Source organism: Ponticoccus sp. (in: a-proteobacteria) (genome assembly GCF_048381735.1).
The window spans coordinates 1-14,910 of sequence record NZ_JBLXGL010000005.1 but is presented as its reverse complement, the minus strand read 5'-3'; the positions used below and the strand labels follow the sequence as shown (position 1 = coordinate 14,910).

The following is a 14,910-nucleotide window of genomic DNA, read 5'->3' as shown; positions in this document are numbered from 1 at the left end:
CAGTCCCTGCGCCTTTCTCTTTTGCGGAAGCCGCAGCCTAGCTCTTGCAGGCCGCCTTGCGGGCCACGTAGTGACCGGCCTTCGAGAGATGCTTCATCTCTTTGTAAACCGCCGGGTAATGCACCTTGATCATCTGACCGTGCTTGTACTCCCACTCGGTGTGCGCCGCCATGATCAGCTTTTTGGAGTAGGTGTAGGTCGCCGGGACCCAGACCTTGTCGTAGCAGGCCACGACCTGGCCCTCCCAGGCGAAGGCGGGCGCTGCGAAGGAAGCAATGGCAAGTGCCGCACCGGCAAGGACTTTTTTCATGATCTTTCTCCCAAGAAAAATTGATGGTCCTCAAACTGTAGCCAACAATTTCGTGAGAGCGCGACAGGAATTCCGGACTTGTCCGCGCAAAACGTCGCCTAACTCCGCATTTTCACCAGAAAATGTGGTTTCCGTGCCCCGGGTGCCATAGATTTGCAGCGCATCGGGGACCGGGTCCGGGCCATCAGGTTTTCGATAGCGGGAACAATTCCTGACATCGAAAAATTTGCGGCGCGCGCGCGTCACTCATCCCATTAAGACACGAATCAGTGATGCGCCCAAGGGGCGCGCAGCGGCTGCGCAAGCGCCCGCCGATGCCTTGACGCGCGACGCGCGGAAACTGGCCGATCAATCGGCCGGAATGCCCGGCGTCATCGATACCGCCAGACCCCGGCCCGGAAAGGACTGGCGCAGCAGCGCCAGCCCCCGCATCACTCGGAGGTCTCGACCACCATCAGCTCGCGCTCAGAGGCGCCGCGCGCATGGTTCAGCGCCTCCTGGTAGGCGTCGGAATTGTAGCACTCGACCGCCGCCTCGACCGAGGGAAAGCGCGCCACGACGTTGCGCGGCCGTTCCTTGCCCTCCAGTTGCACGAACTTGCCACCCCGCGCGATGAAGGTGCCGCCATGGGCGGCGATCGCCGGTCCGGCGAGCTCGGCATACTTCCCGTAGGCCTCCGCATCCGTCACGGTGACGTGGGCAATCCACAATGCTGGCATATCCTATCCTCCGATCACGGCCTCGGCTGCCTTGATGGCCGCCTCGGCATTTGTCACATCCTTGCCGCCGCCCTGCGCCATGTCGGGACGGCCGCCGCCGCCCTTGCCGCCCAGTTCCGCCACCGCGGCCCTGACGAGATCGACGGCGGAAACGGCGCCGGTGCGGTCCTCGGTCACCCCGGCGGCCACCGCCGCCTTGCCGCCCGCATCGGCGATCAGCAGCACCGCGCCGGACCCGATCCGCGCCTTGTGCTCGTCGATCAGCGGCGGCAGGTCCTTTCCGGTCACCCCGGTGAGCACCTGAGCAACGAAGCGCACACCGTTGATTTCACGCGCGTCTTCGCCAGACTGCGCACCACCGCCGCCCATGGCAAGCTCGCGCCGCAGGCTGGCGACCTCGTTTTCCAGCTTGCGCCGCTCGTCCATCAGCGCCTGAACGCGCTCGACCGTCGACGCGCCGCTGGCTTTCAGCAGACCTTCGATGCCCGACAGAACCCTGTCGCGCCCGCGCAGCAGGTCCATCGCCGCCTGCCCGGTCACCGCCTCGATCCGGCGCACACCGGAGGACGAGGCGCTTTCCGAGGTCAGGGCAAAGACGCCAATGTCGCCGGTCTGCTTCACATGCGTGCCGCCGCAGAGCTCCAGCGAATAGGTCGCGCCGTCCGTGCCCTTGCCCGAACCGCTCTTGCGGCCCATGGAGACCACACGCACCTCGTCGCCGTATTTCTCGCCAAAGAGCGCCTGCGCGCCGATCTCGCGCGCATCGTCCGGAGTCATGATCCGCGTCGAGACCGGGGCGTTCTGGCGGATGTAGGCATTCACGTCCCGTTCGACCTGCGCGATCTCCTCCGCCGTCAGCGCCTTGCCGTGGCTGAAGTCGAACCGCAGACGGTCGGGCGCGTTCAACGACCCGCGCTGCGCCACGTGATCGCCAAGCGCCTCGCGCAGGGCCTCGTGAAGCAGGTGCGTGGCCGAGTGGTTGGCGCGGATGGTCCCGCGCCGCGCGTGATCGACCTCCAGTCCGACCGCATCGCCGCGCGACAGGGTACCCTTGTCGACCGTGACGTGATGCGCGAAGACGCGCCCGCCGCCCATCTTCTGGGTGTCGGTCACCGTCGCCCGCTCATCCTCGTTTTCAAGCCGCCGCAGCCAGCCGGTATCGCCGACCTGCCCGCCGCTCTCGCCGTAGAAGGGCGTCTGGTTGGTCACCACCCAGCCGGTCTCGCCGGCCTTCAGCGCGTCCACCACGGCGCCGTCGCGGACAAGCGCCAGAACCTGCCCCTCGGCGGCTTCGGTGTCATAGCCCAGGAACTCGGTTGCGCCATGGGTCTCGGCAAGGTCGAACCAGACCGCGCCATCCGCCGCCTCGCCCGAGCCGGACCAGGCGGCGCGCGCCTTGGCCTTCTGCTCGGCCATGGCGGCATCGAAACCCTCGGTGTCGACGCTGCGGCCCTTCTCGCGCAGGGCGTCCTGCGTCAGGTCGAGCGGGAAACCATAGGTGTCGTACAGCTTGAAGGCGGCCGCGCCGGGCAGCGCGGCATCCTCCGCCAGCCCCGCCAGCTCGTCATCCAGCAGCTTCAGACCCCGGTCCAGCGTCTGCTTGAAGCGGGTCTCTTCGCCCAGAAGCGTCTCTTCGATCAGCGCCTTGGCCTGCCCCAGCTCGGGATAGGCAGCGCCCATCTGGCGCACCAGCGCGGGCACCAGCCGGTGCATCACCGGATCCTGCGCACCCAGCAGATGCGCATGGCGCATGGCGCGCCGCATGATCCGCCGCAGCACGTAGCCGCGCCCGTCGTTCGAGGGCATCACCCCGTCGGCGATCAGGAAAGAGGTCGACCGCAGGTGGTCCGCAATCACCCGGTGGTGCATCTTGCCCGGCCCGTCCGGGTCGCTGCTGGTGGCATCCGCCGAGGCCTCGATCAACGAGCGCATCAGGTCGGTGTCATAGTTGTCATGCTTGCCCTGCAACAACGCGCCGATCCGCTCCAGCCCCATGCCGGTGTCGATCGACTGCATGTCCAGCGCCTTCATCGAGCCGTCCTCGAACTGCTCGTTCTGCATGAAGACGACGTTCCAGATCTCGATGAAGCGGTCGCCGTCCTCCTCGGGCGATCCCGGGGGGCCGCCCCAGACCTCGGGCCCGTGGTCGAAGAAGATCTCGGTGCAGGGGCCGCAGGGACCAGTCGGCCCCATCTGCCAGAAGTTGTCCGATGTCGCGATCCGGATGATCCGGCTTTCGGGAATGCCCACCTTCTTCCAAAGCTCGAAGGCCTCGTCGTCGGTGTGGTAGACCGTGGTGTAAAGCCGCTCCGACGGAATGTCGAAACCCTTGGTGATCAGCTCGTAGGCGAAGGGGATGGCCTCGGGCTTGAAGTAATCGCCGAAGGAGAAATTCCCCAGCATCTCGAAGAAGGTATGATGCCGCGCCGTATAGCCGACATTGTCCAGATCGTTGTGCTTGCCGCCCGCGCGCACACATTTCTGCGCCGTGGTCGCGCGCTGGTAATCGCCCTTCTCGACGCCGGTGAAGCGGTTCTTGAACTGCACCATGCCCGAGTTGACGAACATCAGCGTCGGGTCGTTGCGCGGCACCAGCGGGCTCGACGGCACGATCTGATGCCCCTGCTTCTCGAAATAGGTCAGAAAGGTCGAACGGATGTCGTTCAGGCTTGCCATGGTCGGGGGCCTCTTCTCGGGCGTGTCTCGGGTCTGGCCAGATGTATCCGCCACCGCAGGGACTGTCCACGCCGTTCCATATCCATACGGCACGCCACCCTGCCCAAGCGCGCCTCCCCCTGCTTCTCTGGTCTTCAAATACCTAGAAGGGCGAGCGGGACACAAAGCCTCCCCGGACGGTCGGGCGCGCCAGCGCCCGAAACCGCGAAAGCAAAAGGGCGCCCGCAAAGGCGCCCCCCGTCATCCGATCCGCCGAGGATCAATCCTCGTCGTCGACCATGTCCGAGTCGTCGTCGCGCATGTTGAAATCCAACCCATGGGCGGCGCGGATCTTGTCCTCGACCTCCAGCGCCACGCGGGAATTCTCGCGCAGGTAGTTCTTGGCGTTCTCGCGCCCCTGCCCGATCCGCTCGTCGCCATAGCTGTACCAAGAGCCCGACTTGTCCACGACACCGGCCTTCACGCCCAGATCCAGCAACTCGCCCATCTTCGAGATGCCTTCGCCATACATGATGTCGAACTCGACCTGCTTGAACGGCGGCGCCACCTTGTTCTTCACCACCTTCACGCGGGTCGCGTTGCCGACCACCTCGTCCCGATCCTTGATCGAGCCGATGCGGCGGATGTCCAGACGCACCGAGGAGTAGAACTTCAGCGCGTTGCCGCCGGTCGTCGTCTCGGGCGAGCCGAACATGACGCCGATCTTCATGCGGATCTGGTTGATGAAGATCACCATGCAGCCCGAGCGGTTGATCGAGCCGGTCAGCTTGCGCATGGCCTGACTCATCAGGCGGGCATGCACGCCGACCGAGGAATCGCCCATGTCGCCTTCAAGCTCGCTTTTCGGCGTCAGTGCGGCAACCGAGTCGACCACGACCAGGCTGACGGCGCCGGACCGCACCAGCGTATCGGTGATCTCCAGCGCCTGTTCGCCGGTGTCGGGCTGCGAGATCAGCAGCTCGTCCAGATCGACGCCCAGCTTCTTGGCATATTGCGGGTCCAGCGCGTGTTCGGCGTCGACAAAGGCGCAGACGCCGCCCTTCTTCTGTTCCTCTGCAATGGCATGCAGGGTCAGGGTCGTCTTGCCAGAGCTTTCCGGTCCGTAGATCTCGATGATCCGGCCCTTGGGCAGGCCGCCGATCCCCAGTGCGATATCCAGACCCAGCGACCCGGTCGAGGTCGCCTCGATGTCCTTCATGGCATTGTCGCCGCCCATCTTCATGATGGAGCCCTTGCCGAACTGCCGTTCGATCTGGGCCAGGGCGCTGTCCAGTGCCTTTTTCTTGTCCGCGTTGCGCTTGTTGTCCATGCTCAGAAGATCTGCCGTTGCCATGTTTGGCTCCTTATTTCACACGCACCCGGGCGCGGCAATCGCTGCTTTGTTCGCCACTTGTTCCAAAGCAATATGTGGACAAAATGAGAACACTTCAAGTCGAAACTTCCCTTCCCCAGACTGCGCCACGATGGTTAAAGGAATGTTGACGGCTGTGGAGATTGTTGGATGCTGGTGTTCTGGAAGCAGCGGCTGGTGATGCTGATGGTGCCCAAGACGGGCACCTCCGCCTATGAGGCGGCGCTTGGGCACCATGCCTCGATGGTGGTCAACGATCCGCCGGAACTGAAGCACGCGCCCGTCTACCGCTACAACCGCTTCTTCCGCCCGATGTTCGAACGGGTCGGCGGCGCGGATCTGGAACTGCTTGCCGTGGTGCGCGAGCCGATTTCCTGGCTGGGGTCGTGGTACAGATACCGCCAGCGCGATTTCCTCGACGGGCGCAAGACCTCGACCAGGGGCATGACATTCGACGAATTCTGCCAGGCCTATGCCAGGGGCGACCGGCCGCCCTTTGCCAATGTCGGCAGTCAGGCGAAGTTCGTCGAGCCGCGCCCCAACGGCGTCGCCATCACGCATCTGTACAAATACGAGAACCAGTCCGGCCTGCTGGATTTCCTCGAAGACCGGCTGTCGATGAAGGTCGACCTGCCGCGCGAAAACGTCTCTCCCCGGCGCGCGACAGAGCTTTCCCCGGAGACCGAGGAAAAGCTGCGCCGCAAATGCGCCGAGGATTTCGCGGTCTGGGACCGGGCCCTGTAGCCCGGTCCATAGGTCGTGGGCTCTAGAGGTAGTCGGCGCGCACGAGGCTGTATTTCGCCATCTTCTCGTTCAGGGTCCGGCGCGGCAGGCACAGCTCGTCCATGACCGCGGAGATCGACCCCTTGTGGCGCCGCATGGTGTTGTCGATCAGCATGCGTTCGAAGGCCTCGACATATTCTTTCAGCGGTTTGCCCTCGGTGGTCATCACCGGCTGCATCTGGTCGTGATCGCTCATCAGCAGAGACGCGATGGTCCCCTGCCCGCGCCGCGATTGCAGCACCGCGCGTTCCGCGAGGTTGATCAGCTGCCGCACGTTCCCGGGCCAGGGCGCCTGCAAGAGCTGCGCCGCCTCCTGTGCGGAAACCTTGGGCGACTCGCAGCCGTATTCGTCGGCGAACTGCTCGGACAGGCGCGTGAACAGCGTCAGGATATCCTCGCCGCGCGCGCGCAGCGGCGGCACGGTGATCTTCAGCGAGGCCAGCCGGTAATACAGGTCCGGGCGCAGGGCCTGCTCGCAGGTGCGACCCTCTTCCTGAAGGTTGGAAATCGCAACGATGCGCGTCTCGGGCGGCGTGCCCTGATCGTTGATCACCGACAGCAGCCGCGCCTGCGCCGCATCGGAGAGAACCTCGATATCCTCCAGCACCAGCGTGCCGCCGCGCGCCTCTTCGATGGCGGGCAGGCGGGTGTCGTCCGGCTGCATCGGGCCGAAGAGCCGCTGCATCAGCGCGTCTTCGTCCATGGCGCTGCAGGCGATCAGGGTGAATTTCTTGCCGGCCCTTGTGCCGACCGCGTGCAGCGCATGCGCCACAAGGGTCTTGCCGGTGCCGGTCTCGCCCTCGATCAGGACGTGGCCGTCCGCCTGCCCAAGGTCGAGGATATCCTCGCGCAGCCGCTCCATCGCCGGGCTGGCGCCGATCAGCTTCTTCATGATCTGGCCGCCCTCGCCCAGCTCACGCCGCAGCTGCCGGGTGTCCAGCGTCAGGCGCCGCGCGTTGGTGGCCTTCTTCGCCAGCTCGGACATGCGGTCGGGGTTGAAGGGCTTCTCGAGGAAGTCGAACGCGCCGATGCGCATCGCCTCGACCGCCATCGGCACATCGCCGTGCCCGGTGATCATGATCACCGGCAGCGAACTGTCCGAGCCCATCAGCTTCTTCAGGAACTGGATGCCGTCCATGCCCGGCATCTTGATGTCCGAGATCACGATCCCCGGGTAATCCGGTCCCAGCGCGCCAAGCGCCTCTTCGGCACTGGCGAAGGTCTCGGTGTCATAGCCCGACAGCGCCAGCCACTGGCTGATCGACTGCCGCATATCCGTCTCATCGTCCACGATGGCGATTTTCATTGCATTTGCCATACTGCTGTCTTTACTCCGCAGCTTCCGTCTTTTCATTCAGAACGGGCAGCTGCATTTCGAACACAGCGCCCCCGTCCTCGCCATTGCGCGCGGTCAGGCGACCGCCCAGTTCGGACACGATGCCCGAGGAAATCGCCAGTCCCAGACCCACCCCGTCGCCGGGCTGCTTGGTCGTGTAGAATGGCTCGAACAGCGACTCGAGATCGGCGATCCCGTGCCCGTTGTCGCGCACGCTGAGCGTGGCGGTTTCCCCCGCCGCGAGGATGATTTCCACCTCCGGGTCATCCACAGACTTGGTGGCATCCAGCGCATTGCGCAAGAGGTTCACCAGAACCTGCTCGATGCGCATGCTGTCACCCATGACCATAACAGGTTGGTCCGGAAGGATTTTCGAGATCCGGACCCGGCGGGACTTCAGCTGTGGTTCCATCATCGACAGGGCAGAGGCCAGCGCGCCCGCCATGTCGACGGGGGTGAAGACCGCCTGCCCCTTGCGGGCGTAGGACTTCAGCTGCCGGGTGATGGCGCCCATGCGTTCGATCAGGTCGTCGATGCGGTGGAAGGCGCTCAGCGCCTCGTCGGGGCGGTTGCGGTTCACCAGAAGGCGCGCGCCCGCAAGATAGGTCTTCATCGCCGCCAGCGGCTGGTTGAGCTCGTGGCTGACCGCCGCCGACATCTCGCCCAGGGCCGCCAGCTTCGAGGATTGCTCGAGGCTCTGCTCGGCCACGGTCAGGTTCTTCTGCACGCGCTCGCGCTCTGCGATCTCGCGCTGAAGCCGGGCGTTCAGGGCGCGCAATTCGGTGGATTCGCGCTGGAACAACGCCATCCGCAGCGCGGTCTTGCGCGACAGCGCGTAGAAGACCAGCGCGGTCAGGATGGCGAAGCCCATGATTTCCAGCGCCAGCACGGCGTTCACCCGCTCGCGCACCGAGGCATAGGTGGTGAAGGTCGTCAGCGTCCAGCCGCGGAAGGGAATGCGCCCGTCGATGCGCATCACCGCCTCGCCCCGCAGGTAGGCGTCGGCCTCCTGCGCGGTCCAGTCGGCGGTGGCGCGGATGGCGCGTTCGATGGCGCCGTCGGCGGGCTGGCGTTCCAGCGCCTCCTGCGGGGTCAGCCCGCGCCAGCGCGGTTCCGTCGCAAGGATGATGGTGCCGGCGCTGTCGGTGACCATGACCGCGTCCGAGATCCCCGCCCAGGCGCGTTCGAACTTGGCCAGGTCGACCTCGACCACGATCACGCCGACCGTCTCGCCGGTGCTTTCCATCCGGCGCGCATAGGTGAAGCTGTAGTTGCCGGTCTCGCGCGCGATGGCGGTGAAGACGGTGGTATTGGCGCGCAGGGCGTCGACGAAATAGGGCGTCTCGCGGTGGTTCTCGCCCAGCCGGTTGCGGTCGGTGGCGGCCACGGTGCGGCCATCCTTGTCCAGCAGCATCAGCGAGGCCGCGCCGATCTCGTCCACGAAAGAGATCAGCCGCTGCGAGGACTGGCTGTAGTCCTGCGCGTTCAGGGCCGCGATCAGGGCCGCGTCGCGCGCCAGAAGCTGCGGCACGATGGCGTTGCGGCGCAATTCAGAGATCAGGTTGCCGGAATAGAGCGCCAGCCGCAGTTCCGCGCGATTGCGCGTCGTCTCGGTGAAACGCTCGGTCAGCATCCAGTTGGTGACCCAGATCGTCGCGACCGCCGTCAGCAACAGCGCGACCAGCGCGGTCTGCGCCCGGCCCGAAAAAGGGCCGGACCGGCGCGGGCGGCGGGTCTGGGGGGCTGGCGTGGGGTCAGACATGCCGGGCAGAATAGGCTTGACCGGCCCCACTCTCAAGTCAGGCGCCCGCCAGCGCCTCTGTCAGATGGGCGAAAAGGCGCGCACCATCCTCGTTGCCATGGGCGCTTTCCGCCGCCCGTTCGGGATGCGGCATCATCCCCAGCACGCGGCGGTTCTCTGACAGGACGCCCGCGATGTCACGCGCCGAGCCATTGGGGTTGTCGGTGTAGCGGAAGGCCACCAGCCCCTCGCCCTCCAGCCGGTCCAGTGTCGCCCCGTCCGCGAAATAGTTGCCGTCGTGATGCGCGATCGGCAGGGCGATCTCTGCCCCGGCGCCGTAGCCATCGGTATAGACGCTGTTGCCCTCGGAGCGCAGGCCCACCGTGCGGCAGATGTATTTCAGCCCGGCATTGCGCAGCAGCGCCCCCGGCAGAAGCCCGGTTTCGGTCAGCACCTGGAAGCCGTTGCAGATGCCAAGGACAAAGCCGCCGCGCTCCGCATGCGCCTTGACGGCGCCGACGATGGGCGCATTGGCGGCGATGGCGCCGCAGCGCAGGTAATCCCCGAAAGAGAAGCCACCCGGAACGCCGACGATGTCCACACCCGAGGGCAGCGCCGTATCCTTGTGCCAGACCATCTGCACATCCAGTCCGGCGTTGCGAAAGGCCGTGGCCATGTCGCGGTCGCAATTGGACCCGGGGAAGACGATGACGGCGGCTTTCATGGGCAGGCTCCTCGGCTGGAACGGCAGGACGGAAGGGATCGCCGGATTCGGCGCTCTGTCGCGGCTTCTAGCACAAGAGGCGCGCAAGGGAAGCGTCGCCCGCGTCGCAACAGGGGGCGTTGTGGCCCACGGTGGGGCTTTCTGCTCAGAATTCGTCCCAGTCGCCCGGCGCGACCTCGGCAGGCACCGCAGGCCGGGCCGATGCACGCCCCGCCGCCGCGACGGTCCCCGGCATGTCCTGCGGGCTGTCCCTGCGGCTGGGGCTGGCGGCCACCACGGCCTCGCGCCAGCCGCCGGACTGCGCCGGTTCCCCCCGGGCGCTGCCGGTCTGGAACCGGCCCAGCGTCAGGGCAAGGCGCTCTGCCTCGATGTTCAGCCCCTGCCCCGCCGCGCTCATCTCTTCGACAATGGCGGCGTTCTGCTGGGTCGTGCCTTCGAGGGTCTGCACGCTGTCGTTGATCTCGCCCATGCTGGTGGTCTGCTGCCGGACCGCCGCGGCGACACCGCTCATCAGCGTGCCCAGCTTCTCGATCTGTTCCTGAACCTCCGTCAGCGAGCTGCCGGTGCGCTGCACCAGTTCGCTGCCCTGCCGGACCTCTTCACCCGACGAGGTGATCAACGTCTTGATCTCCTGCGCCGACAGGGCCGCGGTCTGCGCAAGGCTGCGCACCTCCGAGGCGACGACGGCAAAGCCCTTGCCCGCCGCCCCGGCCCGCGCCGCCTCGACCCCAGCGTTCAGGGCCAGCAGGTTGGTCTGGAAGGCGATGTCGTCGATGGCCGTAATGATCTGGCCGATCTTCTCCGAGCTTGCCTCGACCCGGTTGATCGCCTCGATGGCACTGCGCACCACCGCGCCGCTTTCGTTGGCAAGGGTGCGGCTGGCACCCGCCAGCGTGTCGGCGTCATCGACGTTTCCGGCAATCTCCCGGGAAGAACCTGCCAGCCGGTTCAGGGCCTCGGCGCTTTCGATCAGGGTCGCGGCCTGCCCCTCGACGCGGCGGGCGATCTCATCGGTGGTCGCGCTGATCTCGGCAGCGCTGTTGCGCACCGTCAGGGCAACGCCGTCGGCTTCGTCGAGGGCCCGTGCAAGGCTTTCGACGCCGTGATCGAAATCGTCGCGCAGGCCCTGATACTCTGCCGGGAAGGCCGCGCCCTCGATCCGGGCAGAGAGATCGCGCTCGGCCAGCCGCGCCAGCCCCCCGCGCAGGGCTGCGACAACCCGCTCCTGTTCCTGCCTGCGCAGCGCGGTCTGTGCCTCCACCGTTTGCGCCTCGATCAGCTGACTGCGGAAGCCGTCGACCACGCGCGCCGTCTGGCCCAGGGCGTCCGGGCGATCGGTTTCCGGCACCGGGCTGTCCAGATCGCCCATGCTCATCGCCTGCAACCGGTCCGAAATACGCGTCATCGGGCGCAGCGCCACGGACAGCAGCGCCAGCACGAGGCCCACCCCCAGTACCGCCGCCGTCACCGTGACGAGGATCGTCTTGCGCATCAGGCCTGAGACCTGCGCATCAACCACCGTGCGATCAACGCCGACGTAAAAGATCCCGACGGGCCGCCCGTCGGCGCCCATGATCGGCTGATACAGCGTATAGTAGGGCCTGCCGAGGATCACCGCCTCGCCCCGGAAGGCCTGTCCCGCCATCATCGTGGCATGCACGGGGCTCTCGCGGCCAAGCCATGTACCCACCGCGCGGCTGCCGTCGGGCTTGACGATATTGGTGGTCAGGCGGAGGAAATCGCCCTCTTCCGGCACCCAGCCGAATAGCGTCGCCGTTTCGCCCGAGATGCGCCCGACCGAATCGATCAGGTCATGCCCGGCGAAATCCGGCACAGCGTCCCAGCGCAGCCCTGCAACGGTCCCGGCGGTGTCCGTCTCGAACGCGATCCCGGGAAACGCCCGTTCGAAGCGGTCGATCAGGATCCGCAGCGACTGGTTCTGGCGCTGCTGCGCCGTCTCCCGTGCCGCCGCGACTGCCTCCAAGAGGAACATGGCCGCCAGTCCAAGGCAGACACAGAAAAGCAGCGCCGAGAACCCAAGTCCCAGCACCGCTTTCAAGGAATTTCCGAACCGTTTCATCACGCGCGCCCCAAGCTGCAGAACCTTGGGGCCGGTGATCGCGAATTTCAGCAAAGGACCGATTAACGCGGCCCCGCCTTTTCGCCGAGATTTGAAGAAAGTCCGGTCAGATCGTCTCGAATCGGTAGCTTTCGATCACCGTGTTGGCGAGCAGCTTCTCGCACATCTCGGCAATCGTCGCGTCGCTGGTTCCGTCCTCCAGATCCAGTTCGATCACCTTGCCCTGACGCACCGCGTCGACCCCGGAAAAGCCCAGCGATCCAAGCGCATGGCGCACCGCCTCGCCCTGGGGGTCGAGAACGCCGTCCTTCAGCATCACATGCACGCGTACCTTCATGGCCGTCCCTTTCCCTCTGGCTGGCATTGGGCGCTTGGAACCCGATCGGCGCGGGAAATGCAAGCCCCCAGACAGAAATGAACCGCCCCAGTCGCCCGGCGCGGCCCCCTGCCAGCCCATCGGGCGGCCCTTACTCCTTGTTGCCGCGGCGGATCACGCTGCCCGCCCCCTCTTCGATCCGGAAGGCACCGGCGGCATTGGCTGACAGGTCGTTGTCCTCGTAGGTGCCGCCCCCGCCTTCGCGCACCCGGATCGCCTCGTAGGAATTGCCGTGGATCCTGTTGGCGCGCACGATGGGCGCCGAGTCGCCCTTCACCGAAATGCCGTAAAAGGCGTTGTGGTGGATATCGTTGTTCTCGATGACCCCCTTGCCCCCGGAGTGGATGTAGATCGCCGACTGCGCGCCGTCACGGAACTCGTTGTTCCGAACCGTCGGGTTGGCCCCGGTTGTGATCTCGAGCCCGCTGAAGGTATTGGCGTAGACGGTGTTGTTCTCGATCCGCGCGGTGGCGCCATCGGATACCATGATGCCGCCCTGCTGGCTGTTGCGCACGATGTTGCCGGTGATCAAAGGATCGTTCGCGGCCTTCACCTCGATATTGGCAAGCGCATTGTTGAAGATGGTGTTGCCTTCGTACCGGCCCTTGCCGCCCAGGTTCACGAAAAGGCCCGAGCCGCCGCCGTCCCGCATGGTGTTTCCGCGCACGATGGGATCCGCGCCTTCCTTGACCTCTATGGCGCCGAGAGAATGGCCGAACAGCGCGTTGTCCTCGATCAGGGCCTTGCCCTCTTCGAACAGGAAGATGCCGCCCTGCGCGCCGTCATGGATCACGTTGCGCCGGATCGTGGCGCCCTCGTTGGCACGCACCGCCATGACCGCCAGGCCTTTCGAGGTGATGTCGTTGTCCTCGACGATCACCGACCCGGCCGCGATGTGAAAGCCGAAATACGTCCCGCCGTCCTGGATCATCGTCATATTGGCGATCCGCCCGGATTCGGCGGTCCAGCGCACGGCGTTGTCTTCTGCCGCCTTGATCACGATGTCGGCGCGGTTGCCGATTCCGACGATCTCGACCGGCTTGGTCACGTCGAGGCCCTCGGTATAGGTGCCCGGGTAGACCTCGATCCGCATGCCCGGCTGGGCCGCGGCAATGGCCGCCTGGACAGAGCTGTAATCGCCGCCGCTCCCGGCCTTGACCGTCAGCGCCCGCATGTCGGATTCGACCGGCGCGCGGCTCGGGACAGAGCATTCGCGCTGGATCACCCGCTGCGCCATGGAGGCGAAGGTGTGATCGCCGCATTCCGCGACATAGGTCTCGTAACCCGCGCAGCCGATGATCTTGGCCTCGGTCCACAGCGCCAAGCAGCTGTCGCCGGTCGCGGGCGCAACCGCCGCCGGTCCCGGCGCCTGCCCGACCGCACGCGATGCCTGCTGTTGCGCCACCGGACGCGCGGCGGGCTGATCGCCCGAGGCATCGCGCAGCACCCGGCTTTGCGCAAGAATCCGCGTCATCGGGATCGCCATGTTGAAACCGGTGCGGCTGTCACCCGCATGGTGCAGCCCGATCACCCGCTTGTCGCTGAGCCGGATCACCGGAGAGCCCGAGTTGCCGCCCAACGTGTCGCAGGAGTGCATAAGCTTGCCCTCGGCGCTGATCGCCGGGATCGCGGCGGCACAGCCCTCGCGGCTGATGTGCTGCGACTGGCCCTGCGGATGGCCGATGATCCACAGGAACTCGCTGTCCTCGGGGTCGGCGGCGGCCAGTTCCAGCTTGCCGTATTTGGTCGAGGGGTTCCCGAAGACCCGCAGCACGGTGTAATCCAGCTCGCGGCTGGTCTCGACGATCTGCGGGCTGACCGTGAAACGGTCCACGCCCTGGGAATTCCCGGGCTTGATGAAACCGGCGACGAACTGCGCCGCCAGCACGCCGGAGACGGCACCCGAGGGATCGCCACCCATGCCGGGAATGCAGTGGTGGTTGGTCACGATGTGCTGGTCATCGACGATGAAGGCGGTGCAAAAGCCGGTCTTGTCGCCCTCGAACAGCATGTCGAGCCGCCCGATGGGCTTGCCCAGCCGCACAATGGGGCTGTTCTCGCCGTAGGTGATGATCGGTTCGTTCTGATAGTCCCCGATGGCCTGCTCGAACACCAGACCGGTGCTGCCCGCGCTCTGGCGCGGCTGGATGATGATCTTGCCGAAATCGGCCGGATCGAATTCCGCCGGAGCCTGGGCCACGGCGCCGCCCGCCCACAGGGTGACACCTGCGGACAGCACAAGGGCTGCGAAAAGCAGACGCATGACAATATTCCCCTGACCGTGGATATGGCCAAAGCCTACCTCCGCCCCCCCGCGACGCCAAGCAAAGAATATCCGGCGCGACAGGCTTGGCCCGTATCCCAGTCGGAAGGACCGCCTCGGAGAAAGCGCCCCCGCCAGTGCCCGCACGGGGGCCTCGGGCGCGTGTCTTCGTGGGCCTCTCAGCCATGGCTGAAAGAAGAACACAAAGCGAACAGAGCCGACCGATAAACGCGGACGCTACGGGAGCAGGTCACGACGCATGTCCCGGGCGTTCATTTTCAGCGCTGTGGCTGACGGCGTTGGGGCAGGCGTCGGGGCCGGGTTGCCCTGGCCTGGCAGTTTTTTTCGGGAATTTTTTGGATTTTGGATGCAAGAACGACCCGGCTGATAGGATCAGTCGGGGCGTTCTGGTGTTTTTTGTATAGAGAGTTTTGGTTTTTACTAGGTTTGGCGGCGACCTACTCTCCCACGTCTTGAGACGCAGTACCATCGGCGCGGAGGCACTTAACGGCCGGGTTCGGAATGGAGCCGGGTGTTTTGCTCTCGCTATG

11 protein-coding genes and 1 rRNA gene are annotated in these 14,910 nt (G+C 65.8%); 1 reads left to right on the top strand and 11 read right to left on the bottom strand.

Annotation, left to right across the window (positions count from 1 at the left end):
- Positions 1-37 precede the first annotated feature (37 nt).
- From ACN5KJ_RS10970 to recA, 4 genes are all read right to left on the bottom strand, one after another.
- The gene (locus tag ACN5KJ_RS10970) at positions 38-310 is read right to left on the bottom strand and encodes a hypothetical protein (protein ID WP_347167895.1); all 273 of its coding nucleotides are present in this window, start codon (positions 308-310) and stop codon (positions 38-40) included.
- A gap of 431 nt (positions 311-741) precedes the next feature.
- Positions 742-1,029, bottom strand: a complete 288-nt coding sequence (locus ACN5KJ_RS10965; protein ID WP_418593950.1) for a DUF1330 domain-containing protein — start codon at positions 1,027-1,029, stop codon at positions 742-744.
- Between the two features lie 3 nt (positions 1,030-1,032).
- Positions 1,033-3,705: an alanine--tRNA ligase gene (gene alaS, locus ACN5KJ_RS10960; RefSeq protein WP_418593948.1), complete on the bottom strand. Its 2,673-nt coding sequence runs from the start codon at positions 3,703-3,705 to the stop codon at positions 1,033-1,035.
- Positions 3,706-3,964: 259 nt separating this feature from the next.
- The gene (gene recA, locus ACN5KJ_RS10955; RefSeq protein ID WP_347167897.1) at positions 3,965-5,038 is read right to left on the bottom strand and encodes a recombinase RecA; all 1,074 of its coding nucleotides are present in this window, start codon (positions 5,036-5,038) and stop codon (positions 3,965-3,967) included.
- 168 nt (positions 5,039-5,206) lie between these two features.
- Here recA and ACN5KJ_RS10950 point away from each other — a divergent pair, with 168 nt between their 5' ends.
- Positions 5,207-5,800 carry a gamma-glutamyl kinase gene (locus tag ACN5KJ_RS10950; RefSeq protein WP_418593946.1) on the top strand — a complete coding sequence of 198 codons (594 nt, stop codon included), beginning with the start codon at positions 5,207-5,209 and terminating at the stop codon, positions 5,798-5,800.
- 22 nt (positions 5,801-5,822) lie between these two features.
- Here ACN5KJ_RS10950 and ACN5KJ_RS10945 read toward each other — a convergent pair whose 3' ends face one another.
- From ACN5KJ_RS10945 to rrf, 7 genes are all read right to left on the bottom strand, one after another.
- On the bottom strand, positions 5,823-7,157 hold the full coding sequence (locus ACN5KJ_RS10945; RefSeq protein ID WP_347167898.1) for a sigma-54 dependent transcriptional regulator: 1,335 nt from the start codon (positions 7,155-7,157) through the stop codon (positions 5,823-5,825).
- A 10-nt stretch (positions 7,158-7,167) separates the two neighbouring features.
- Positions 7,168-8,937 carry a sensor histidine kinase gene (locus tag ACN5KJ_RS10940; RefSeq protein ID WP_418593944.1) on the bottom strand — a complete coding sequence of 590 codons (1,770 nt, stop codon included), beginning with the start codon at positions 8,935-8,937 and terminating at the stop codon, positions 7,168-7,170.
- A gap of 37 nt (positions 8,938-8,974) precedes the next feature.
- Positions 8,975-9,640 carry a phosphoribosylformylglycinamidine synthase subunit PurQ gene (gene purQ / locus ACN5KJ_RS10935; RefSeq protein ID WP_418593942.1) on the bottom strand — a complete coding sequence of 222 codons (666 nt, stop codon included), beginning with the start codon at positions 9,638-9,640 and terminating at the stop codon, positions 8,975-8,977.
- 145 nt (positions 9,641-9,785) lie between these two features.
- Positions 9,786-11,720 carry a methyl-accepting chemotaxis protein gene (locus ACN5KJ_RS10930; protein ID WP_418593941.1) on the bottom strand — a complete coding sequence of 645 codons (1,935 nt, stop codon included), beginning with the start codon at positions 11,718-11,720 and terminating at the stop codon, positions 9,786-9,788.
- A gap of 106 nt (positions 11,721-11,826) precedes the next feature.
- Positions 11,827-12,057 carry a phosphoribosylformylglycinamidine synthase subunit PurS gene (gene purS / locus ACN5KJ_RS10925; RefSeq protein WP_418593939.1) on the bottom strand — a complete coding sequence of 77 codons (231 nt, stop codon included), beginning with the start codon at positions 12,055-12,057 and terminating at the stop codon, positions 11,827-11,829.
- 130 nt (positions 12,058-12,187) lie between these two features.
- Positions 12,188-14,359, bottom strand: coding sequence for a right-handed parallel beta-helix repeat-containing protein (locus ACN5KJ_RS10920; protein ID WP_418593937.1), 2,172 nt, complete (start codon positions 14,357-14,359; stop codon positions 12,188-12,190).
- Positions 14,360-14,804: 445 nt separating this feature from the next.
- Positions 14,805-14,910, bottom strand: a 5S ribosomal RNA gene (gene rrf, locus ACN5KJ_RS10915); the annotation flags it as partial.

Bases quoted from the DNA above. Each gene is read 5' to 3' on its own strand.
- alaS (WP_418593948.1), bottom strand. From the start codon at position 3,705: ATGGCAAGCCTGAACGACATCCGTTCGACCTTTCTGACCTATTTCGAG.
- ACN5KJ_RS10970 (WP_347167895.1), bottom strand. From the start codon at position 310: ATGAAAAAAGTCCTTGCCGGTGCGGCACTTGCCATTGCTTCCTTCGCA.
- ACN5KJ_RS10965 (WP_418593950.1), bottom strand. From the start codon at position 1,029: ATGCCAGCATTGTGGATTGCCCACGTCACCGTGACGGATGCGGAGGCC.
- purQ (WP_418593942.1), bottom strand. From the start codon at position 9,640: ATGAAAGCCGCCGTCATCGTCTTCCCCGGGTCCAATTGCGACCGCGAC.
- ACN5KJ_RS10950 (WP_418593946.1), top strand. From the start codon at position 5,207: ATGCTGGTGTTCTGGAAGCAGCGGCTGGTGATGCTGATGGTGCCCAAG.
- ACN5KJ_RS10945 (WP_347167898.1), bottom strand. From the start codon at position 7,157: ATGGCAAATGCAATGAAAATCGCCATCGTGGACGATGAGACGGATATG.
- ACN5KJ_RS10930 (WP_418593941.1), bottom strand. From the start codon at position 11,720: ATGAAACGGTTCGGAAATTCCTTGAAAGCGGTGCTGGGACTTGGGTTC.
- purS (WP_418593939.1), bottom strand. From the start codon at position 12,057: ATGAAGGTACGCGTGCATGTGATGCTGAAGGACGGCGTTCTCGACCCC.
- ACN5KJ_RS10940 (WP_418593944.1), bottom strand. From the start codon at position 8,937: ATGTCTGACCCCACGCCAGCCCCCCAGACCCGCCGCCCGCGCCGGTCC.
- recA (WP_347167897.1), bottom strand. From the start codon at position 5,038: ATGGCAACGGCAGATCTTCTGAGCATGGACAACAAGCGCAACGCGGAC.
- ACN5KJ_RS10920 (WP_418593937.1), bottom strand. From the start codon at position 14,359: ATGCGTCTGCTTTTCGCAGCCCTTGTGCTGTCCGCAGGTGTCACCCTG.